Origin of the sequence: Bradyrhizobium sp. CCBAU 51627, assembly GCF_028128765.1 — a bacterium.
Lineage (GTDB): Bacteria > Pseudomonadota > Alphaproteobacteria > Rhizobiales > Xanthobacteraceae > Bradyrhizobium.
This window is the reverse complement of record NZ_LBJG01000009.1, coordinates 50,634-70,113: the sequence shown is the minus strand read 5'-3', so window position 1 is coordinate 70,113 and position 19,480 is coordinate 50,634. Positions and strand designations below refer to the sequence as shown.

Here is a 19,480-nt window from a genome sequence, read left to right as displayed (position 1 = left end):
TGTCGCCATTGGGCTGGCACTTAAGGTTTGGTTCAACTTTGGGTGTACATTGCGCACATGAACGAGCGGCGCGACAAACCCAGGCATCGTGTCTTGAAAGCCGGAACCATCGAGTTCGGCGGCGGCGCGATCGACTGCACCGTCAGGAATTTTTCCGACACCGGCGCGGCGCTCGACGTGACCAGCCCGGTCGGGATTCCCGAGCACTTCACCCTCGCCATCAAAGCCGATGGAGCGTATCTCGCCTGCAGGGTGGTGTGGCGCAAAGAGAAGCGGATCGGGGTGCGATTCGGGTGAGAGTTTTTCCGTGAGCCGAGTTCTCGCCAAACACTCAGCCGTCGTCCCGGCGAAGGCCGGGACCCATACCGCGTGATCTATCGATCGCGGGCAGGTCGCAATACCACGCAACTAACCGTCTTCGTCAAACTCAATTCGGTGGTTATGGGTCCCTTCGCCGGGACGACAGTGGGGGCTATCCCGTCTCCACTTCGCTCAGCCGCGTTGCCAAGATCTTGTCGATCCTGCGCCCGTCGAGATCGACCACTTCGATATGCCAGCCGGCGAAGTCGAAGGCGTCGCCGACATCAGGCAGCGCATTGAACTGCTGCAGCACGAGGCCGGCCACCGTGTTGTAGCGGTGATGCGGCGGCAGCTCGATGCCGAGCAGGTCGCCGAACTCGTCAACGGGCATCCAGCCGGAGACGAGCAGAGAATCATCCGCGCGCTTCACATAAGCCGGCTCGGGCGGTCCCTCCTCGGAATGGAAGGCGCCCACGATCGACTCGAGAATATCCGCCGCCGTCACCACGCCCTCGAACCCGCCGTATTCGTCATGCACGAGGCCGATGTGCACCGGCGCGGCCTTCAGGATCGCGAGCACGTCGCGCGCGTCGGCGGAGGCGGGGATGATCGGCGTCTCGCGCACCAGCGCGCGCAAATCGGGCGTGCGCTCGCGCATATAGGCGACAAGCAGATCCTTGGCCTGCAGCACTCCGATCGGGTTGTCGCGATCGCCGTCGCAAACGGGAAAGCGCGAATGCGGGCTCTTGGCGATCAGCGCCTGGATCGCGTCCTGGTCGTCGTTCAAATCGATCTCGTCGACCTCCGTGCGCGGCGTCATCACGGCGCCGACCGGCCGGTCGCCGAGTCGCATCACGCCGGCGATCATCTCCTTTTCGCCGGGCTCGAGGATGCCGGCGTTCTCGGCCTCGCTGACGAGATGATGGATCTCGTCTTCCGATACCTTCTCCGCCTTGCCGCCGCGGCCGAGCAACGTCAGGATCAGCTTGCCGGAGACATCGAGCAGAAACACCAGCGGCAGCGAGACCCGCGCCAGCACGTGCATCGCCGGCGCGACCTTGACCGCGATGCTCTCAGGGTCACGCAGCGCCACCTGTTTCGGCACCAGCTCGCCGACGATCAGGGTCGCATAGGTGATGATGGTGACGACGATGCCGACGCCGACGATGTCGGCGATGCCTGAGGACAGGCCGAGCTCGATCAGCCATTGCGTCAGCCGCTGCCCGAGCGTCGCGCCGGAGAAGGCGCCCGACAGCACGCCGACCAGCGTGATGCCGATCTGCACGGTCGAAAGGAACTTGCCGGGATCGGCGGCCAGAATCAGCGCGCGCTCGGCGCCGCGCACGCCCTTGGCGGCAAGCAGCGACAGTCGCGCCGGGCGTGATGAGACCACGGCCAGCTCGGACATCGACAGCAGACCGTTGATGACGATCAGAACGATGACGATGATGAGTTCGACGGTGAGCATTGATGTTCCAGGGTAACGGAGTGTGGCTTCGCACCACACGCATTGATATAGGTATTTTGGGGGGAAGTGCTGGGAATGCTGTCGCATCCACTCCGCGAGGGAACCTCACAGCTGCACGCGTTCGAGCCGACCCGCGACGACCTGACACTCCGCGGAACTACGGACTGATACTTAACGGGCTCTTAGTGGCCGCCAGTTAGGTTTTCCCGACAATCATAGAAGCATAGTCGGGGACCTGAGGATGCGGATCGGGAAGCTTTTTGCGCTGTCGATGCTGACGGTGACGGTTTTTGCAGTCATCCTTGGCGCCGAGGTGCTGATACCGCAGGCGCGTATCTTCACCGGCCGCTCTGACGCGATCAAGCGGGTCGATGCGTTCGGCGCCATCCTGATGGTGAGCCAGCAGGTCGCCGGCCTTCGCGCTCCCTACATCTCCCCGATTTTTCAGGAGAGCGCTGCGACGCAGGCTCAGACCGATGCTGCGACGAAGGTCGCGAAGGCGGCCGAAGCCTCGTTCGAGAGCGCAAGGCGGGCCCTCACGGTGCTGGATGACGGCGGAGCGATGGCCGAAAATCTCGACCGTGCCGCGCGGCGGCTGAAGGAAATCACCACGGCTGCCGATCGCGCGATGAGCGTTCCTCTCGCTACGCGCGACAGTGTCTTGATCAAGGGGTTCCTGCCCGGTGTGGCCGAGGTCATCGCCAACATCGAACCGATCATGAACCGGCTGGAGGGAAGGGTCGTCGATGCCGATTCCTCGCTGGCGGCGCTGTTGAGCCTGGCGCGAACGGCGCAGGATCTTCGTGTCTCCGCGGGCAGCCGCGCCGCCACGTTGTCACCGGCGCTGAGTGCACGCCGTCCGCTCATGGCGGCTGAATTCTCGCTGATGGATCGCATGCAGGGACGTGTGGAGGCCGATCGCGAACGCATCGAGGCCGGCATCGTCCAGCTCGGCAGTCCGTCCCGCATTGCCGCGGCGTTCAAAGCAGCGACGGATTCCTATTTTGGCAAAGCCGCGCCCGTGGTCGACAAGGAGATGCCGGCTGCGCGCGGCGACGGCAAGTACGGCGTCACCGCCGATGAGTTGGCGAACGTGATCGTGCCCGCCATCCAGATGTTCTACGGCGTGCGCGACGCCGCGCTGGCGGAAGCGGCCGAGCGCGCCTCGGCCGCACGCGATGGCGCGCTGGCGATGCTCGCGCTCGCGGGCGTTGCCGTGCTGGCGCTGCTCGGCACGCTCGGCGGCGTGACCATCATGCTGCGCCGTCGCGTGGTGACGCCGCTGGCAAGGCTCGCGGACGTGATCGGCACGCTTGCCGCCGGACAGCAAGAAGTCGAGGTTCCGGCGACGGGCCGCGACGACGAGATCGGCCAGGTCGCCGGTTCGTTGCAGCATTTCAAGGATTCGCTCCTCGCCCAGAAGTCCGCCGATGCGGCCGCTGCGATCGAAGCCGAGGCGAAGCTCCAGCGGAGCCAGCGCATGGATCAGATCGCGCGCGATTTCGAGGCTATGATCGGCGACGTCATCAACACCGTCTCGTCAGCATCGTCGGAGCTGGAGGCCTCGGCGGGAACGCTGACGAGCGCCGCCGATCAATCCGAAAAGGTCACTGCAACCGTTGCGGCCGCCTCCGAACAGGCTTCCACCAACGTGCAGACCGTCGCCGCGGCGGCCGAGGAAATGGCGTCCTCGGTCGACGAGATCAGCCGGCAGGTCCAGGATTCCGCGCGCATCGCCGGAGAAGCGGTGCAACAGGCCGGGCGGACCAACGATCACGTCGGCGAGCTCGCCAAGGCTGCGGGGCGGATCGGGGACGTCGTCGAGCTCATCAGCCAGATCGCCGGCCAGACCAATCTTCTGGCCCTCAACGCCACGATCGAGGCGGCGCGCGCCGGCGAGGCCGGACGCGGCTTTGCCGTCGTCGCCTCCGAGGTCAAGGCGCTGGCCGAGCAGACCGCCAAGGCGACCGGCGAGATCAGCCAGCAGATTACGGGAATCCAGTCCGCGACAGAGGATTCCGTCGGCGCCATCAAGGCGATCGGCGACACCATCACGCGCATGTCGGAGATCGCCGCCGCAATCGCCTCGGCGGTCGAGGAGCAGGGCGCAGCCACGCGGGAGATTTCCCGCAATGTGCAGCAGGCCGCGCGCGGCACCCAGCAGGTGTCCGCCAGCATCGTCGAGGTGCAGCGCGGCGCGAGCCAGACCGGATCGGCCTCTGCCAACGTGCTGACGTCAGCCAAATCGTTGTCGGGCGAGAGCACCCGGCTCAAGGCCGAGGTCGGCAAATTCCTGGATGCGATCCGCGCCGCGTAAGGGTCAGGCACTCTCGCCGGGGTTTTCCAGGCTGAAGGTTTCGGACTGCTCGTCATAGGCGAACAGTTCGGCATAGCGTCCCCAGGAAACCACGGTTTTCAGCGTTTCGTCGGCGTATTCCTCGGACATGTAGTCTTCGAGCTCGTTGCGGAAGCGCGCAGCGGGAGCAGTGTGTGAGGGGCGTTCGTCGAGCACGCGGCGGATCAGGCCCATTACGGGCACGAATGCGACGAGATGCTCGGCGAACAGCCTTTTGCGCGAATCAGTCTCCAGATTGGCGAAGCGTTTTCCCGCGTCGGTAAGCATCAGGTCACCTTCGCTGAGGTGAGCGAAGCGCAAGAGCTGAAGCGATTCGCCGAGATGCAGGATATCGTCGGCCTCGAGCTGAAGCTGACTCGCAATAACCGGCAGGTCTGCATGTCCGTGATAGGGAGCTCCCGCCAGCGTCTCGATCAAGCCTGACAGCACGTTGGACGAGACGTGATGCAGTGCTAGGCCGATGCCTGAGCCCGGGATGCCCTCGGTCGAGGGCGCCTTGGGTTCGGCGCGCTGGGTCATGCGGGCATAGATGCTGTCGACGAGTTGGCGGAAATGCGGGTCGAGACGGTTGCGAGGGTGGGTCATCTCGACCTTGATCTCGGCAGCGACACGGCCAGGATTGGACGAGAACACCAGGATGCGGTCGCACATCAGCACCGCCTCTTCGATATTGTGGGTTACCATCAGGACCGACTTGATCGGCAGCCGCCCCTCGATCCAGAGGTCGATCAGATCAGTCCGGAGTGTCTCGGCGGTGAGCACGTCGAGCGCCGAGAACGGTTCGTCCATCAGCAGAAGGTCGGGATGCACGACCAGGGCGCGAGCGAAGCCGACGCGCTGCCGCATGCCGCCCGAAAGCTCTTTCGGGTAGGCCGATTCGAAGCCGTCGAGGCCGATCAGGTCGATCGCGGACAGCGCACGCTTGCGCCGCTCGGCGGCATCGATGCCGAGCGCCTCCAACCCGAGCTCGACATTTTGCAGCACCGTCAGCCAAGGAAACAGCGCGAATGACTGGAACACCATGGCAACGCCATTCGGGGGCACTACGATGGTCTGGCCGCGGCAGCTTGCCTGCCCCGAGGACGGTTTGACCAAGCCGGCGATGATGCGCAACAAGGTCGACTTGCCGGATCCCGAGCGGCCGAGCAGTCCGACGATCTCGCCGGACCGGATCGTGAGATCGACATTCTCGAGCACGAGAAGCTCCTCGCCCGAGCCCTTCGGAAAGGACCGGCAGACATTGCGGATATCGATAAGGGCAGAGACTTTATCCAGCATGATGCTTCCTCGTCAGCCGAGCCGCAGGCGGCGCTCCCCGAAGGCATAGAGCGGCCGCCAGACCAGACGATTGAACAACGTTACCAAGATGCACATCGCGGCGATTCCGAGAACGACGCGCGGAAAGTCGCCGGCCTCCGTCGCAGAAGCGATATAGGCGCCGAGCCCGGAGGCTTTCAGGTGCGTGTCGCCCCAGCTCGCCACCTCGGCCACAATCGACGCATTCCAGGAGCCGCCGGAGGCGGTGATCGCGCCGGTGATGTAATAGGGAAAGACGCCGGGAATAATTGCCTTGAACCACCATCGCCATCCGCCAAGGTGGAGACTGCTGGCGGCCTCGCGCAGGTCGGTCGGAAAGGCGCTGGCGCCCGCGATGACATTGAATAGGATGTACCATTGCGTGCCGAGGATCATCAGTGGGCTCAACCAAACGTCGGGATTGAGCCTGAAACTGACAATCGCGACGACGAAAACCGGAAAGGCGAGATTGGCCGGAAACGCGGCGAGAAACTGTGCCAGCGGTTGGACGCGTTCGGCGAGCTTCGGACGCAAGCCGATCCAGACGCCGACCGGCACCCAGATCAATGTCGCGAGGCTGATCAGGATGACGACGCGCAACAACGTGATCAGCCCGTCGCGGATGACGAGGACGACGTCGGGCAGGCCGAGACTTGCCGAGAGGTAGCGATAGGTCATCCAGGCCGCATAGGCGGTTCCTGCGAGAATGAACGCGATCCAGGTCCCGTCGAGCAGCCGAGACGGACGGCTTTTGGCCTTGGTCGGCGGCTGCAGTCTAGGCAGTGGAATGCGCAGATTAGAGATCACGCGATTGAACGCGGAGAAGGGCAGCGTCAGCGCGCGCAGCGCCCGCGTGCGGCGAAACAGGTCGAGCACCCATGACGCCGGCGCCTCGCCGGACGCGGTCTGTTCGAAGCGGAATTTGTCGGCCCACGCGACAATGGGGCGGAACAGCAGCTGATCATAGGCGATAATGACGAACAGCATCGTCAGGATGGCGTAGAAGATCGCAGGCAGATCCCGCTGCTGGATGCCAAGCGCGACATAGGAACCGATTCCGGGCAACGTCACGGTCGTATTGCCAACCGTGATCGCCTCCGAGGCGACCACAAAGAACCAGCCGCCCGACATCGACATCATTGCGTTCCAGATCAAGCCCGGCATCGCAAACGGGACATCGAGGCGCCAGAAGCGCTGCCAGCCCGACAAGTGGAAGCTCTGCGCGGCTTCTTCCAGATCCTTCGGCACGTTGCGCATGGACTGATACATGCTGAAAGTCATGTTCCAGGCCTGGCTGGTGAAAATTGCGAACACCGATGCAAGCTCGGCGCCGAGCACCTGGCTCGGAAACAGGTTCATGAAGAAGACGACGGTGAAGGTCAGGAAGCCCAGGATCGGCACCGACTGGAGGATGTCCAGCACCGGGATCATGACCATTTCCGCGCGCCGGCTCTTGGCTGCGATCGCGGCATAGATAAACGTGAAAATCGTGGAGCAGACGATCGCGAGCAACATCCTCAGAACGGTGCGCAGCGCATAGAGCGGCAGGTTCGCTGGATTGAGCGATACCGGCGTCCGTTCAAGCTCCGAAAGAGGCGCGGTAGTCTGCTCGCCGCCGTAGACGATCAGCACCATCGCGCCGATCACAAGCAGCAACGCTACAACATCCCAGACATTGGGAAGCAGCGTCCGGCCGATTGCGGTCGTCCTGAAATCCACAGGCTTCATGCGGCCAGTCCCAGGGGGCGAGAAATTCGACGTGCAGGCGCCCCGAGAAAATCGAGCCGGCCTATGGCCGAGCTTATAGGCCGGGTTTGTGATCAATTGATAGTCGGCGGTCTGGATTTGACCACGGCCGACCACAAGTCCTGGCTGGGGGCGGCCAGGGTTTCGCGCGCTCAGAACTCGCCGTGCAGGCGCCCTGAGAAAACCGACACCGGGCCGCGGTCGGCGTTGTAGGCAGGATTGACGATGAGCTGGTAGTCGGCGGTGAAGGTCAGCGCCTTGTTCAGCGCATAGGCGTAATAGGTTTCCAGCACGCGTTCGCGGCGGTAGTTGAGCTGGCCATCGCCGATCAGCGGGCCGAGCCCGCCCGCCGCGATGAAGTCGCGATGGTCGTGTGACAGGCTGTTGATGGCGCCGGCGACGCCGACGACGTCATCGGGCCGACCCCACTTGGTGCCTTTGACCGAGACGCCGCCGGACAGGCTGCTGTCGATATCAGTGAAGGCCATGATCTCGTTGCGGCCGTCGTTCCAGCTCCAGCGCCCGAACAAGCCGATGTCGTCGGTGACGGCCTGTTCGAGGTTGAAGGCATAGCCGTATTTGAGGCGGCCGCGGCGGGTCTGGGTGATGTCGACGCCGAAGGCGGGATTGTCCAGCGTCTCACGATAGCTGCCGGAATAGGCGCTGTTGACGAAACCGAGCGTGCGCAGCTTGCCGGGCTGGCCGAACAGGGAATAGCGCATCTCGAGCTCCGCGACATATTCGCCGCGGCGGCCGATATTCATGTCGAAATTGTTCGAGTTGGACTCCGCGTCCATCAGGAAGTAGCCGGCGCGAAGCGCCCATTGCTTCTGGTTTAGCTCGGCGGTCGCGCCATAGCCGAGGCCGAGCTTGTCGGCGGCATAGTCGAAGGCGCCCGAGGCCCAGATCGACCAGTTCATGAAATCCTTGCGCGGGTCGTGCGCGTAGGAATTGCCATCGAACACGTCGACCACGGAGAACTTGCCGACCTGCAAGGTCAGGCGCGACACGTCAGCTTTGCCGGCGAGCTGCATCTGGCCGCTGGTGAGCTCCTCCTGCTCGCCGCCGAAGCCAAAGGTCTGACGCACGAACAGCCGCGAGGCATTGAAGTGCGGATAGGGGAAGCCGGATTTCTGCGCCTCGCCATTGGGGAACCCTCCAGCGCCCGTCGTGTTGTTGAAACCAAAGCCCTGCAGCAGCTCGGGATTGAAATAGACCTCGCCTCCGTCCCACAGCCGCGCATTGAGATAGAGCGAGTTGCTCCAGGTCTCCTGCAAATCCGGTGACGTCGTCAGGCTGTTCGGCCCGGTGTAGGGCGCGCTGAACGACGGATGCCCCTGCGGCAGGAAGGTCGACTGGCCGTGGATCTCCCAGCGGCTCGACTCGGTGTCCGTCACATCCGACTTCGGATTGTAGGTCGGTACGCCCGGCCAATCGATCTTGCGATTGAGGCCGATCCGCAGGCTCTGGAAATCCATCGAGGACGAATATTGCGCGCCCGAGGGGAAGCTGACGCCCACGTTCTCGAACTTGCCGTAGAGATATTCGAGCCGCGCGCTCCAGTGCGTCGCGAAGGCGTATTCGACGCCGCCGCCGGCGGTCCAGCCGAACCGCGTGTTCAACACCTTCTGTTCATTGCCGCCTGTCGGAGTCGCGAGAAAGCGCTCGCCGGCAAAGGCGGCGCCACCAGTCGCGTAGAACAGCCAGTTGCCGGTGGCGTAGCCGAGCCGCGCGCGCAAGGTTGCGACATAGTCCCATCGCTCCTCGGCGCTCGACAGCGCGTTCACCGCCGACGACACGACGTGGTTGGAGGGCAGGTAGTTCGGAAAGGAGATATCGCCTTCGACGCCGAGCAGGAGGCCTGAGTCGAGGCGCCAATTGTAGCCCGCCTGGACACCGCCGGTCGCGCCGGTGAAGGCGTTGTTGTCGGTCGCGACCGTGGGGTCAGTCAGCGTTGCGGAGGAAGAGCCACGGGTTACGCCGGTGTGCGCGCCGATATAGAGACCCGTCCAATCATAAACGGCTTTCAGCGCCGGCCCCTTCAGTGGCAAATCGGCAGCGCGGCCGGAGACGGGCAGCACGAGCACGCCCGAGGCGAGCGCTGCGGCGGTCCGCAAATACCTGTAACGGTGAACACTCAACGTCAAAACCACGCCCCCAGAGGCGACCGCACCCCGACCGCCCCGACATCCCTGCCAATTCGCGGCGATCCTGTCATCAGGCTCCTGGCTGTTCAGGCGACCGGGCGAGATGATCTCGCTGCAAGGCGATTGCATCCCAAGGTCTTGCCAAGTCCCTGGACTTGCTGCGAACATTATTGCTAGTCATTCGCAATAGCAACTAGCGCAGAATGTCGCAGACGATGGTTCGCATCCTTCTGTGACGGGACTGCAACAAACTCCCGATGTGCAAAAAGGATGATCCGGCCCGGGGGACGCGGCGCGGGTCGGGGGCAGGACACGGATCAGGCGTCGAGGCGGTCCGCGTGCCAAGTGGGACGGAGGCTTGCCGGACCAGGTTGAAGCGCCTGAGGTGGACTGAGACGTCGACTAAGTCCTGAATGATTCCGCGAGGATAAGCGCTAGCCGAGGGGGCCTTTGGCGAGCCTGTTCACGTCGAAATTATCGACTTCAGCCAGCAGCTCGCAGAAGGCGCGCGCGCCCTGGTCGAGGAGCTGCTCGCCCTTCTCCGCGACGGCCAGCGTCGCGTTGCCGACGGCGCCGCTGGCGTTGAGGTCCTGCGCCTGCCAGGCAAAGGGCGCGGGCCGCTGCGTCGACAGCCAGCGATATTGTTTCTCCATCGCGATGCTGCTTGCGGGAAAATCCGCGATCGCGTCCTCACGCACCTGCTCGGGATAGCGCGCCAGCATGATCGAGGTTTCGACCGCGCCGCCGTGAATGCCGTGGCGCACTTCATCCGGCGGGAACAGTTTTTCCGCGCCTGACAGCCGCGACCACGACGTCGTCACCACGAACAGCTTTTGATGCGCACGAAGATCCTGCGCTACCAGCATCATCGCTGCGCTGTTGCCGCCATGGCTGGTGATGATGACGAGCTTTCTTAAGCCGCGCCGCGCGATGTCCGCACCGATCCCTGTCCAGCGCTTCAGCGCGATCTCGGTCGGCAGCGTCTGCGTGCCCGGATAGTCGATATGCTCGGTGGAGATGCCGACGGGTTCGACGGGCAGGAACGTCGCCGGGGTGGACACGGGCAGCACCTCCCGCACGCGCGCAAGATAGGCCTCCCCGATCAGCACGTCGGTCTCGTATGGCAGATGCGGGCCGTGCTGCTCGGTCGCTGCCAGCGGCAGCACCGCGATCCAGCGCGAAATGTCCGCTGGCGCGGCGTCGGCCCAGCGGATCTCGGTCCAGTCGCGGGAAGGCATCATCAAGGTTTCTTTGCCCGAATTTGTCACGTAATTTGGTGTTATCAGGGGACGCGGGCCCGGCCGGTTCGCGTCCCCTGATATGTTGCGGTTTTATCGCGTTGTTTTCACATCGGCTAGAAGCGATCGACGGAGTGCATTCATGAGCCCCTCTCATCTGCGGCGAGCGTTAACGGCGGGCCTGATCGCCACTGTCGTGTCGATCCTGCCGGTGCGCAGCGAGACGCTGGACAAGGTTACCTTCGGCACCAACTGGGTCGCCGAGGCCGAGCATGGCGGTTTCTTTCAGGCGGTCGCCGACGGCACCTACAAGAAATACGGGCTCGACGTCACCATTGTTCCGGGGGGTCCCAACGAGAACAACCGGATGCTGCTGATCGCCGGCAAGATCGATTTCTTCATGGCTGCGAACACGCTGATGTCGTTCGACGCCGTGGCGAATAACGTCCCCGTCGTGACCATCGCCGCGGTCTTCCAGAAAGATCCGCAGGTGTTGCTGACGCAGCCTGATGCGAAGGTCACCAAGATTGAGGATCTCAAGCCGCTGACGCTGTTCGTCTCCAAGGAGGGCATGACCAGCTACTTCCAGTGGCTGAAGTCCGAATATGGCTTCAGCGAGAAGAACGTCCGCCCCTATAATTTCAATCCGCAGCCCTTCATCGCCAATCCCAAGAGCGCGATGCAGGGCTACGTCACCTCCGAGCCCTTCGCGGTCGAGAAGGCCGCCGGCTTCAAGCCCAATGTCATCCTGCTCGCCGATGCCGGCTTCAACACCTATTCGACCCTGATCGAGACCCGCCGCGAGCTCGTCGAGAAGAAGGCGGACATGGTGCAGCGCTTCGTCGATGCCTCCATGATCGGCTGGTACCATTACATCTATGGCGACAATTCTGCCGGCAATGCCATGATCAAAAAGCTCAACCCGGAGATGACCGATGAGCTGCTCGCCTACTCCGTCGCCAAGATGAAGGAATACGGCATCGTCGATTCCGGCGACTCCGTGAAGAACGGCATCGGCGCGATGAGCGACGATCGCTATACCTCCTTCTTCAACAAGATGGTGAAGGCGGGCGTCGTGAAGGGCGATCTCGATTTCCGCAAGTCCTACACGCTGCGCTTCGTCAACAAGGGCGTCGGCGTCGAGCTGCGCCCGAACAAGCCGTAACGCATGCTGAGCTTAGGCCAAGCGACATCGGCGTCGCTCACCTCTCCCCGACGGGGAGAGGTGAAGGTTGCCCGAAACGCAGCAGCCCGCCCTCAATGGTAGAGAACAAAACGTCCCCCTCTGTCGAAGCCAGCCTGACGGCGCTCGCCGTCAGTCTGCGCGGCGTGACGAAGGTCTATGACAATGGCGTCGTGGCGCTCGGTCCGCTCGACCTTGCCGTGGGCAAGGGCGAGTTCGTCTCGCTGCTCGGTCCGTCCGGCTGTGGCAAGTCGACCGCGCTGAGGCTGGTTGCAGGGCTCAGCGCAGCATCGTCGGGCACCGTGCGAGTGGCGCGCCACGAGGGTGAGGTGCAAATCGGCCATGGTATCGGTTTCGTGTTCCAGGAGCCGACCCTGATGCCCTGGACCAGCGTGCGCGAAAACGTGCGGTTGCCGCTGAAGCTCGGCGGCATTCCGAAGGCCGAGGGACGCGCGCGGGCGGATGCGGCGCTCGCCAGCGTCGGGCTTGCCGATTTCGCCGACGCCTTTCCGCGCGAATTGTCCGGCGGCATGAAGATGCGGGTGTCGCTGGCGCGCGCGCTCGTCACCGACCCCGATATCCTGCTGATGGACGAGCCCTTCGCGGCGCTCGACGAGATCACGCGCTTCCGCCTCAACAACGATCTGCTCGCGCTGTGGCGCAGCCTTGGCAAGACCGTCATCTTCGTCACCCATTCAGTGTTCGAATCCGTGTACCTGTCGCAGCGCGTCGTGATCATGACGGCGCGGCCCGGCCGCATTCAGGCCGACATCCGCATCGAGACCGTCGAGCCGCGCGGCGAGGAGTTTCGCACCTCGGCCGCCTATTCCGATTATTGCCGACGCGTCTCTGCCGCGTTGGCGCCGTCTTATTCAGGCCAGTCGACGCTATGAACGCGCAAGCTCCCGTCATCGCAAAGCCGGCAGGCGCGCAAAGCGTGGTGCGCTTTGTGCTGCCCATCATTGTGTTCGCGGCCGGCCTTGCCGCCTGGGAGCTGGTGGTCCGCATCCGGGAGATCCCGCCCTACGTGCTGCCGGCACCCTCGGTGATTTTCCTGACGCTGATCAAGGACTGGGCGGTGCTGTCGCAATCGCTTGCGACCACGCTGCTGACGACGCTTGAAGGGTTTGTCGCGGCCAGCATCGGCGGCATCGCGCTGGCGCTGCTGTTCAACCAGTCGAAATGGGTGGAATATTCCCTGTTCCCCTATGCCGTCGTGCTCCAGGTCACGCCTGTCATCGCGATCGCGCCGCTGCTCCTGATCTATCTGGAGCAGCAGACCGCGGTCGTCGTCTGCGCTTTCATCGTCGCCTTCTTTCCGGTGCTGTCGAACACCACGCTCGGGTTGAATTCGGTCGATCGTAACCTCGCCGGCCTGTTCCAGCTCTATGGCGCATCACCGCCGCAGATCTTGCGCTTTCTGAAGTTGCCCGCAGCGCTTCCCTATATTTTGGGTGGCCTGCGCATCGCAGGCGGTCTGTCGTTGATCGGCGCCGTCGTGGCCGAGATCGCGGCGGGAACAGCGGGCGCCGGATCGGGCCTCGCCTACAGGATCGCCGAGTCAGGCTATCGATTGAACATACCCCGCATGTTCGCAGCGCTGCTTCTGTTGTCGCTGGCCGGGATTGTCATCTATGGGGTGCTGGCGGTAGTTTCCCACCTCGTTTTACGGCGCTGGCATGAAAGCGCGCTTGGAAAGGAAAGCTGATGTCCACCGGTTCGATTTCGTCCGACAAGATCGACCTTCTGATCTATGGGCCGGTGCGGCCGATCCTCGAGAACGGGTTTTCCGATCATTTCGTCGTGCACAAGGCCGAGACTCGCGGCGACCTCGAACGGCTGACGCCGGCGATCCGTGAAAAGATCCGCGGTGTCGCCGTGACCTATCACACCGTCCGCGCCGACAGGGACTCGCTGTCGCAGCTGCCCAAGATCGAGATGGTGGCGAGCTTCGGCGTCGGCTACGACCACATCGACGCCAAATACGCCGCCGAGCACAACATCATCGTCACCAACACGCCCGACGTGCTGACCGAAGAGGTCGCCGATGTCGCAATCGGCCTCTTGATCTCGACCTTGCGCGAATTCATCAAGGCCGACCGCTACGTGCGCTCGGGCCTCTGGCAGACCCAGAACTATCCGCTCAGCGTCGGCTCGCTGCGCGACCGCAAGGTCGGCATCGTCGGCATGGGCCGGATCGGCCAGGCGATTGCGCGCCGTCTCGATGCCTCGCTGGTGCCGGTGGTCTATCACTCCCGCAATCCGTCCAAGGACGTTGCCTACAAGCACTATCCTGATTTGATCGAGATGGCGAAGGCGGTGGATACCTTGATGGTGATCGTGCCCGGCGGCGCCTCGACCGAAAAGATGATCAATGCCGAGGTGCTGAAAGCGCTCGGCCCGCGCGGCGTGCTGATCAACGTCGCGCGCGGCTCTGTCGTCGACGAGCCCGCGCTTGTCCAGGCGCTCAAGTCAGGCACCATCCTCGCCGCCGGTCTCGACGTATTCGCGGCCGAGCCCAACGTGCCTGATGAACTCAAGACCATGCAGAACGTGGTGCTGCTGCCGCATATCGGCTCCGCCTCGGTCGTCACGCGCAACGCGATGGACCAGCTCGTGGTCGACAACCTCAAGTCCTGGTTCTCCGGCAAAGCGCCGCTGACGCCGGTTGCGGAAACGCCGTTCAAGGGGCGCTGATGACAGCTCTTCGGGTCGTTGCATTCGCCGTCGCAGCCTGCTTGGCCGCGATCGGCATCGCGCATGCGCAGGACGCGGCGACCCTGAAGAAGGAGATGGTCGGGCAGTGGGAGCTTTCGACCACCGAACGCAGCAAGACCTGCGTCGTCACGATGAAGGGCGATACGACCGCGCAAGGCTTCAAGCTCGAGCTCGAGCCGGCCTGCAAGACCGCGCTGCCCTTCACCAAGGATATCGTCGCCTGGAGCATCAAGGGCCTCGACATCGTCCGTTTGCAGGATGCGGCCGGTGAATCCGTGATCGATTTCACCGAGGTGGAAGCCGGCATCTTCGAAGGCCTGCGGCAGGGCGAGGGCGTCTACATCCTTCAGGACCTCGCCGCCGCCCGCTCGATGGCCAAGTCGATGGACCAGATGATCGGCGACTGGGCCATGGTCCGCGGCAACGGCCAGCCGATCTGCGGATTGACGCTGACCAACACGGAAGCCGACCAGGACAATTTCCAGGTCTTCCTCAAGCCGAAATGCGATGCGGCGATCGCCCAGTTCAACCCGACGCAATGGCGGCTGGAGCGTGGCCAGATCATCCTGATGTCGAAGTCCGGCGAGGTCTGGCAGTTCGAGGCCGACGACAACGCGCAATGGCGGCGGGTTCCCGATACCGCCGATCCCCTGATCCTGCTGCGCCAATAGGCGCGGTTCCGTTTCCTGCGATTGTTCTGTTGCCCAATTTTTTCCGGGGGGCTTGTCGATCCGGCGCCGGGTGGATCGTCATCCCTGTAGCGAGCTGATCGCGCGGCCGAACCGGCTGCGTCTCGCCTTATCAGGAGTTTTGCATGCGCTTCATGTACATCGTCACCTCCAGCCAGCCGATGAAAGGCCCGACGCCTGCGCTGATGGAGGCCATGCAGAAGATATCCGAGCGGGAGATCAAGGCCGGCCGGATGATCGACAATGGCGGCCTGATGCCGCTTGCGACCGGCGCCCGGGTGCGGATCGTCGACGGCGAGCTCAGCGTCATCGATGGTCCCTTCATCGAGGCCAAGGAAGTGGTTGGCGGCTACGCCATTTTCGAGCTGCGCGACAAGGCGGAGGCCCTGGCCATGGCCAAGGAGTTCATGCAGCTGCACCTCGACCACATGCCGGGCTGGGACGGCACCTGCGAGTTGCGGGCGTTCGCCACGCCGGGCGTGGACGGCGCCTGCGAGGTCAACGCGAAAGTAGCCGCCCACGCCTGATGGACGGCATCGCGCGCAACGGTCGGCGGTGATGACGACCGCCGACATCGATCAGACCATCCGCGCTGCGATTCACGCAACCTGGCGCGTCGTGCAGCCGCGGCTGATCGCGACGCTGTCGCGGATGCTGCGCGACGTGCCGCTTGCGGAAGAGCTGACCCAGGATGCGCTGGTTACGGCGCTGGAAGCCTGGCCTAGCATCGGTGTGCCCGACAATCCCGGCGCCTGGCTGATGACGACCGCAAGGCGCCGCGCGTTCGATCATCTGCGCCGCGGCAGGATGCTCAGCGACAAGCACGATATGCTGGCGCGAGACATGTTGCAGGAGCAGGAGACCGTGCCGGATTTCGATGCCGCGCTCGACGATGACATCGGCGATGAATTGCTGCGGCTGATCTTCACCGCCTGCCACCCGATTCTGTCGCGCGAGGCCCGCACGGCATTGGCGCTGCGCATGATCTGCGGCTTGACGACATCCGAGATCGCGCGCGCCTATCTCGTGCCTGATACCACCATCTCCCAGCGCATCGTCCGCGCCAAGCGGACGCTGTCGAATTCCGGCCTCGCCTATGAGACGCCGAGCGGAGAGGCACTGTCGGAGCGTCTCGCCTCGGTGCTGGAGGTCGTCTATCTGATCTTCAACGAGGGCTATCTCGCCGCGCGCGGCGACGAATGGCTGCGGCCGCAGCTCTGCGACGAGGCGCTGCGCATGGGCCGCGTGCTCGCAGGCCTTGCGCCCGGCGAGCCCGAGGTCCACGGCCTCGTCGCCCTGATGGACCTCAATGCGTCGCGTGCGCGTGCGCGCACCGATGCGAATGGTGATCCCATCCTGCTGATGGACCAGGATCGCACACTCTGGGATTGGCTGCAGATCCGCCGTGGCCTGCGGTCGCTCGAACGCGCCGGCGAGCTCGGCGGGTCCGGCGGCTTCTACGCGCTTCAGGCCGCGATCGCAGCATGTCACGCCAGATCGGAGTCCGCTGGAGCTACCAATTGGCAACGCATCGCGCAGCTCTATGCCGAGCTGGCCCAACTGGTGCACTCGCCGGTGATCGAGCTCAATCGCGCGGTAGCGGTCGGGATGGCCTGGGGACCGCAAGCCGGCCTCGATCTGCTGGACGCGGTCGCCGACGCGCCTGCGCTCGCTGCCTATCACCATCTGCCGGCGGTTCGCGGAGACTTCCTGCAGAAGCTCGGACGGCTCAAGGAAGCGCGCCAGGCGTTCGAAGCTGCCGCACGTCTTGCGACCAACGGGCGCGAACGCGCGCTGATGCAGCGTCGGGCCGCGGCGCTTGACGCCGAGAATATCTAGCTCGTCGGCTTGATCGCTGCATCAGTGCCGGAACCGGCCGGCTGTCCATCCGTTAGCAACGGAGACGGTCTGCTCAGGGAATCCCGCGATGGCCAAGCGCGTGCTTGCGATCGGCATCGAACCCGGCAATGCGGACTACAGCGCGTTTCCGCAGCTCACGCCGGACCTGGTGCGCAACTATATCGAAGCGCAGCTGCTGCGCCTGCGCGGCCTCGGCTACGAGATCACAAGCTGCCTGATCGATCTCGATGCAGCCGCCGAAGCTGCTGTCACGGCGGCGCTGCGCGACGAGCGCTTCGATTGCATCGTCATCGGCGCCGGCCTGCGCGAGCCTAAGGAGCGGCTGCTATTGTTCGAGAAGGTGCTCAATCTCGTCCACCGCCTGGCGCCGCAGGCCGCAATCTGCTTCAACACGACGCCCGCCGACACCACCGAAGCCGTGCAGCGCTGGGTCGAGCCGTAGCTGCGGCGCTCGCCTCGCATATTATTCTGGCCCGGAACCGCGCCAAACGCTATGACTGCGCGATCAAACGGGAGGACTCGGAATGCTTCGACGTCTTGGAATTGCAGCATGTTTCGCCGTCGCCATGGCCGTCCCGGTCCATGATGCGATGGCGCAGGACGCTGTCGGCGGTGCCATTCTCGGCGGTGTAGGTGGAGCGATCGTGGGTGGCGCGCTTGGCGGCGGCCGTGGTGCGGCGATCGGCGCGGTGGTCGGCGCCGGCACGGGTGCTGCGATTGCCGCCGAAGGCGAACGCCGCCGCTCCGGCTATTACGCCTATCAGCGCGGCTGCTATATGCAGCGGCGGGACGGCCGCTACGTCCCGGTCGATCCGCGATACTGCTACTGAACCAGGCCGCTGCCGGCGACATTCCACACGCGCCGGCAGCTGCCATTCCGACCGCGGCGCCTAAGCCGCGCTGGCCCGGCTGACGGCGTCGCCGAGTTCGGCATTGGTGTAGGCCCTGCCGCCGATGCCCCATAGGCCGTCCACCGCATAGACCATGTTGACGAAAATCCGCTCGCGCGGATGACGGCCTTCCGCGGCCTTGAACGCGATGTCGGTGGCCTCCTTGATGAAGTCGGCCTTTTGCCCGGCGCTCGCCAGCGCGAAAGACGGCACTTTCAGTTCGACCACGACGATGTCGTTGGACGTTCCGCCGGCGAAGGACCGGCCTTTCGGGATGGTGCTGATCTCGCCGATCACGTTCGGCGTGAGGAACGCATTGCCTGTCAGATCATGATGCCTGAGGAACGAGGCGGTCAGCGCGGCGAACATGGTCTTCTCGGCGGCTGCACTGAAGATGCCTTCGGTGGCGACGACGGTGATCGGCATGATTGGAGCTCCCTTCGTGATGTCTACGCCGCGAACGCCGGCTGCGATCGCGACTTGCGATAATATTGCGATCGTTATATAACGACCGTGATTGCATTCGCATGGGAGGGGCGGGGCCGTCAACAGTAAAATAACGATCGTTATGTAAAAGGGTGCGAAGGGTGCGATACAAGTCCGGACACAAGGAAGAGGCACGCGCGCGCATGATCGCCGCCGCTGGCCGCGGCTTTCGCCGCCAGGGTTATGGCGGCATTGGCGTCGACGGGCTCGCCAGGGAGGCCGAGGTCACGTCAGGCGCGTTCTACGGACACTTCTCGTCCAAGGGCGAGGCGTTCAAGGCCGCGTTGGTCGCGGGCCTCGAGGAGCTGCGTATCGCCGTCGAAAATCTGCGCACCGAGCACGGTACCAAATGGGTCGAGGTGTTCATCGATTTCTATCTCGGACAAAAGCGGGTCTGCGAGCTGGGATCGAGCTGCGCCTTGCAGAGCCTGACCTCGGAGGTGCAGCGCGCGGATGCGGGGATCAAGACTGTGTTCGAGGCCGAGATCGAGGGCGTGGTGAACGCGGTTGCGGACGGCCTGCCGGGTCGCTCGTCCAAGGACAAACGCGCGCGCGCCTGGGCGCTGCTCTCGATCCTGTCCGGCGGTGTCACCATGGCGCGGGCCGTCGCCGACAAGGATGTCAGCGCGGCGATCGCGTCCGCATGCCGCGTGGCCGCGCTCAAGGCTTGCGCCGAGTCCTGATCGGCTGGAGATGGGAGCCGCGGATGCAGATGTCGAACTATCTCTTCTTCACGACGCAATGCGAGGCGGCGCTCGCCTTCTACACCGCTTGCGGTCTCGGCAAGGTAACCGAGATCAAGCGCCACGGCGACGCCGGACCGATGCACGGCAAGATCCTGCACGCGAAGTTCGAAGGACCGGGCATCCAATTCTATGCATCCGACAATGACGATGCCGAGCCGATGCGCGGGTCGGCTCACATCCTGATGATGGACGACGCGCAGGCGATGACGAACCTGTTCGCGCGTCTCGCCGAAGGCGGCACGATCACCACGCCGCTCGGCATCCAGCCCTGGGGCGACTACTACGGCAAGCTCACCGATCGCTTCGGCGTGCAGCGGATGCTGAACTGCAGGCTGGCGCACGCGACGGCGTGAGAGC

Annotated in this window: 19 protein-coding genes; 13 read left to right on the top strand and 6 right to left on the bottom strand. The window is 64.1% G+C overall.

Annotation, left to right across the window (positions count from 1 at the left end):
* Positions 1 to 57 precede the first annotated feature (57 nt).
* Positions 58 to 297 carry a PilZ domain-containing protein gene (locus tag XH88_RS06020; RefSeq protein ID WP_271614499.1) on the top strand — a complete coding sequence of 80 codons (240 nt, stop codon included), beginning with the start codon at positions 58 to 60 and terminating at the stop codon, positions 295 to 297.
* Between the two features lie 175 nt (positions 298 to 472).
* Here the strand turns inward: XH88_RS06020 and XH88_RS06015 are convergent, their stop codons facing one another.
* On the bottom strand, positions 473 to 1,768 hold the full coding sequence (locus XH88_RS06015) for a hemolysin family protein (protein WP_271614498.1): 1,296 nt from the start codon (positions 1,766 to 1,768) through the stop codon (positions 473 to 475).
* Between the two features lie 241 nt (positions 1,769 to 2,009).
* Between XH88_RS06015 and XH88_RS06010 the strand changes: the two genes are divergently transcribed.
* Complete coding sequence (locus XH88_RS06010) at positions 2,010 to 4,085, top strand: methyl-accepting chemotaxis protein (RefSeq protein WP_271614497.1); 2,076 nt, start codon at positions 2,010 to 2,012, stop codon at positions 4,083 to 4,085.
* A 3-nt stretch (positions 4,086 to 4,088) separates the two neighbouring features.
* Here the strand turns inward: XH88_RS06010 and XH88_RS06005 are convergent, their stop codons facing one another.
* The 4 genes from XH88_RS06005 to XH88_RS05990 all read right to left on the bottom strand — a co-directional run bounded on the left by XH88_RS06005 (position 4,089) and on the right by XH88_RS05990 (position 10,554).
* Positions 4,089 to 5,402 (bottom strand): ABC transporter ATP-binding protein, encoded by a 1,314-nt coding sequence (locus tag XH88_RS06005; RefSeq protein WP_271614496.1) that lies wholly within the window; start codon positions 5,400 to 5,402, stop codon positions 4,089 to 4,091.
* 12 nt (positions 5,403 to 5,414) lie between these two features.
* Complete coding sequence (locus XH88_RS06000) at positions 5,415 to 7,148, bottom strand: ABC transporter permease (protein WP_271614495.1); 1,734 nt, start codon at positions 7,146 to 7,148, stop codon at positions 5,415 to 5,417.
* A 170-nt stretch (positions 7,149 to 7,318) separates the two neighbouring features.
* Positions 7,319 to 9,283, bottom strand: coding sequence for a carbohydrate porin (locus XH88_RS05995; RefSeq protein WP_271614547.1), 1,965 nt, complete (start codon positions 9,281 to 9,283; stop codon positions 7,319 to 7,321).
* A 464-nt stretch (positions 9,284 to 9,747) separates the two neighbouring features.
* The gene (locus XH88_RS05990; RefSeq protein WP_271614494.1) at positions 9,748 to 10,554 is read right to left on the bottom strand and encodes a creatininase family protein; all 807 of its coding nucleotides are present in this window, start codon (positions 10,552 to 10,554) and stop codon (positions 9,748 to 9,750) included.
* 139 nt (positions 10,555 to 10,693) lie between these two features.
* Here XH88_RS05990 and XH88_RS05985 point away from each other — a divergent pair, with 139 nt between their 5' ends.
* From XH88_RS05985 to XH88_RS05945, 9 genes are all read left to right on the top strand, one after another.
* Positions 10,694 to 11,716 (top strand): ABC transporter substrate-binding protein, encoded by a 1,023-nt coding sequence (locus tag XH88_RS05985; RefSeq protein ID WP_271614493.1) that lies wholly within the window; start codon positions 10,694 to 10,696, stop codon positions 11,714 to 11,716.
* Between the two features lie 95 nt (positions 11,717 to 11,811).
* Positions 11,812 to 12,627: an ABC transporter ATP-binding protein gene (locus XH88_RS05980; RefSeq protein WP_271614492.1), complete on the top strand. Its 816-nt coding sequence runs from the start codon at positions 11,812 to 11,814 to the stop codon at positions 12,625 to 12,627.
* Entirely contained in the window at positions 12,624 to 13,442 is an 819-nt protein-coding gene (locus XH88_RS05975; RefSeq protein WP_271614491.1) for an ABC transporter permease, read from the top strand. The genes XH88_RS05980 and XH88_RS05975 overlap by 4 nt, the downstream gene beginning before the upstream one ends.
* Positions 13,442 to 14,431, top strand: coding sequence for a 2-hydroxyacid dehydrogenase (locus tag XH88_RS05970; RefSeq protein WP_271614490.1), 990 nt, complete (start codon positions 13,442 to 13,444; stop codon positions 14,429 to 14,431). The genes XH88_RS05975 and XH88_RS05970 overlap by 1 nt, the downstream gene beginning before the upstream one ends.
* Positions 14,431 to 15,123: an AprI/Inh family metalloprotease inhibitor gene (locus XH88_RS05965; protein WP_271614489.1), complete on the top strand. Its 693-nt coding sequence runs from the start codon at positions 14,431 to 14,433 to the stop codon at positions 15,121 to 15,123. The genes XH88_RS05970 and XH88_RS05965 overlap by 1 nt, the downstream gene beginning before the upstream one ends.
* A 143-nt stretch (positions 15,124 to 15,266) precedes the next feature.
* The gene (locus XH88_RS05960; protein WP_271614488.1) at positions 15,267 to 15,668 is read left to right on the top strand and encodes a YciI family protein; all 402 of its coding nucleotides are present in this window, start codon (positions 15,267 to 15,269) and stop codon (positions 15,666 to 15,668) included.
* Between the two features lie 31 nt (positions 15,669 to 15,699).
* Positions 15,700 to 16,980: an RNA polymerase sigma factor gene (locus tag XH88_RS05955; protein WP_271614487.1), complete on the top strand. Its 1,281-nt coding sequence runs from the start codon at positions 15,700 to 15,702 to the stop codon at positions 16,978 to 16,980.
* Positions 16,981 to 17,068: 88 nt separating this feature from the next.
* Entirely contained in the window at positions 17,069 to 17,443 is a 375-nt protein-coding gene (locus tag XH88_RS05950; protein WP_271614486.1) for a hypothetical protein, read from the top strand.
* A gap of 82 nt (positions 17,444 to 17,525) precedes the next feature.
* On the top strand, positions 17,526 to 17,831 hold the full coding sequence (locus XH88_RS05945; protein ID WP_271614485.1) for a hypothetical protein: 306 nt from the start codon (positions 17,526 to 17,528) through the stop codon (positions 17,829 to 17,831).
* Between the two features lie 60 nt (positions 17,832 to 17,891).
* Here the strand turns inward: XH88_RS05945 and XH88_RS05940 are convergent, their stop codons facing one another.
* Positions 17,892 to 18,317: a Tautomerase enzyme gene (locus tag XH88_RS05940; RefSeq protein ID WP_271614484.1), complete on the bottom strand. Its 426-nt coding sequence runs from the start codon at positions 18,315 to 18,317 to the stop codon at positions 17,892 to 17,894.
* Positions 18,318 to 18,478: 161 nt separating this feature from the next.
* Here XH88_RS05940 and XH88_RS05935 point away from each other — a divergent pair, with 161 nt between their 5' ends.
* Together XH88_RS05935 and XH88_RS05930 are read left to right on the top strand one after the other, a co-directional pair.
* Positions 18,479 to 19,060: a TetR/AcrR family transcriptional regulator gene (locus XH88_RS05935; RefSeq protein ID WP_271614483.1), complete on the top strand. Its 582-nt coding sequence runs from the start codon at positions 18,479 to 18,481 to the stop codon at positions 19,058 to 19,060.
* A gap of 23 nt (positions 19,061 to 19,083) precedes the next feature.
* Positions 19,084 to 19,476, top strand: coding sequence for a VOC family protein (locus XH88_RS05930; protein ID WP_271614482.1), 393 nt, complete (start codon positions 19,084 to 19,086; stop codon positions 19,474 to 19,476).
* Positions 19,477 to 19,480 lie beyond the last annotated feature (4 nt).

What these genes read in the sequence shown, in the direction of transcription:
- XH88_RS06015 (WP_271614498.1), bottom strand. Translation starts at nt 1,768, where the DNA reads ATGCTCACCGTCGAACTCATCATCGTCATCGTTCTGATCGTCATCAAC.
- XH88_RS05950 (WP_271614486.1), top strand. Translation starts at nt 17,069, where the DNA reads ATGGCCAAGCGCGTGCTTGCGATCGGCATCGAACCCGGCAATGCGGAC.
- XH88_RS05985 (WP_271614493.1), top strand. Translation starts at nt 10,694, where the DNA reads ATGAGCCCCTCTCATCTGCGGCGAGCGTTAACGGCGGGCCTGATCGCC.
- XH88_RS06000 (WP_271614495.1), bottom strand. Translation starts at nt 7,148, where the DNA reads ATGAAGCCTGTGGATTTCAGGACGACCGCAATCGGCCGGACGCTGCTT.
- XH88_RS05945 (WP_271614485.1), top strand. Translation starts at nt 17,526, where the DNA reads ATGCTTCGACGTCTTGGAATTGCAGCATGTTTCGCCGTCGCCATGGCC.
- XH88_RS06010 (WP_271614497.1), top strand. Translation starts at nt 2,010, where the DNA reads ATGCGGATCGGGAAGCTTTTTGCGCTGTCGATGCTGACGGTGACGGTT.
- XH88_RS05940 (WP_271614484.1), bottom strand. Translation starts at nt 18,317, where the DNA reads ATGCCGATCACCGTCGTCGCCACCGAAGGCATCTTCAGTGCAGCCGCC.
- XH88_RS05970 (WP_271614490.1), top strand. Translation starts at nt 13,442, where the DNA reads ATGTCCACCGGTTCGATTTCGTCCGACAAGATCGACCTTCTGATCTAT.
- XH88_RS05990 (WP_271614494.1), bottom strand. Translation starts at nt 10,554, where the DNA reads ATGATGCCTTCCCGCGACTGGACCGAGATCCGCTGGGCCGACGCCGCG.
- XH88_RS06005 (WP_271614496.1), bottom strand. Translation starts at nt 5,402, where the DNA reads ATGCTGGATAAAGTCTCTGCCCTTATCGATATCCGCAATGTCTGCCGG.
- XH88_RS05960 (WP_271614488.1), top strand. Translation starts at nt 15,267, where the DNA reads ATGCGCTTCATGTACATCGTCACCTCCAGCCAGCCGATGAAAGGCCCG.
- XH88_RS05955 (WP_271614487.1), top strand. Translation starts at nt 15,700, where the DNA reads ATGACGACCGCCGACATCGATCAGACCATCCGCGCTGCGATTCACGCA.
- XH88_RS05965 (WP_271614489.1), top strand. Translation starts at nt 14,431, where the DNA reads ATGACAGCTCTTCGGGTCGTTGCATTCGCCGTCGCAGCCTGCTTGGCC.
- XH88_RS05980 (WP_271614492.1), top strand. Translation starts at nt 11,812, where the DNA reads ATGGTAGAGAACAAAACGTCCCCCTCTGTCGAAGCCAGCCTGACGGCG.
- XH88_RS05930 (WP_271614482.1), top strand. Translation starts at nt 19,084, where the DNA reads ATGCAGATGTCGAACTATCTCTTCTTCACGACGCAATGCGAGGCGGCG.
- XH88_RS06020 (WP_271614499.1), top strand. Translation starts at nt 58, where the DNA reads ATGAACGAGCGGCGCGACAAACCCAGGCATCGTGTCTTGAAAGCCGGA.
- XH88_RS05975 (WP_271614491.1), top strand. Translation starts at nt 12,624, where the DNA reads ATGAACGCGCAAGCTCCCGTCATCGCAAAGCCGGCAGGCGCGCAAAGC.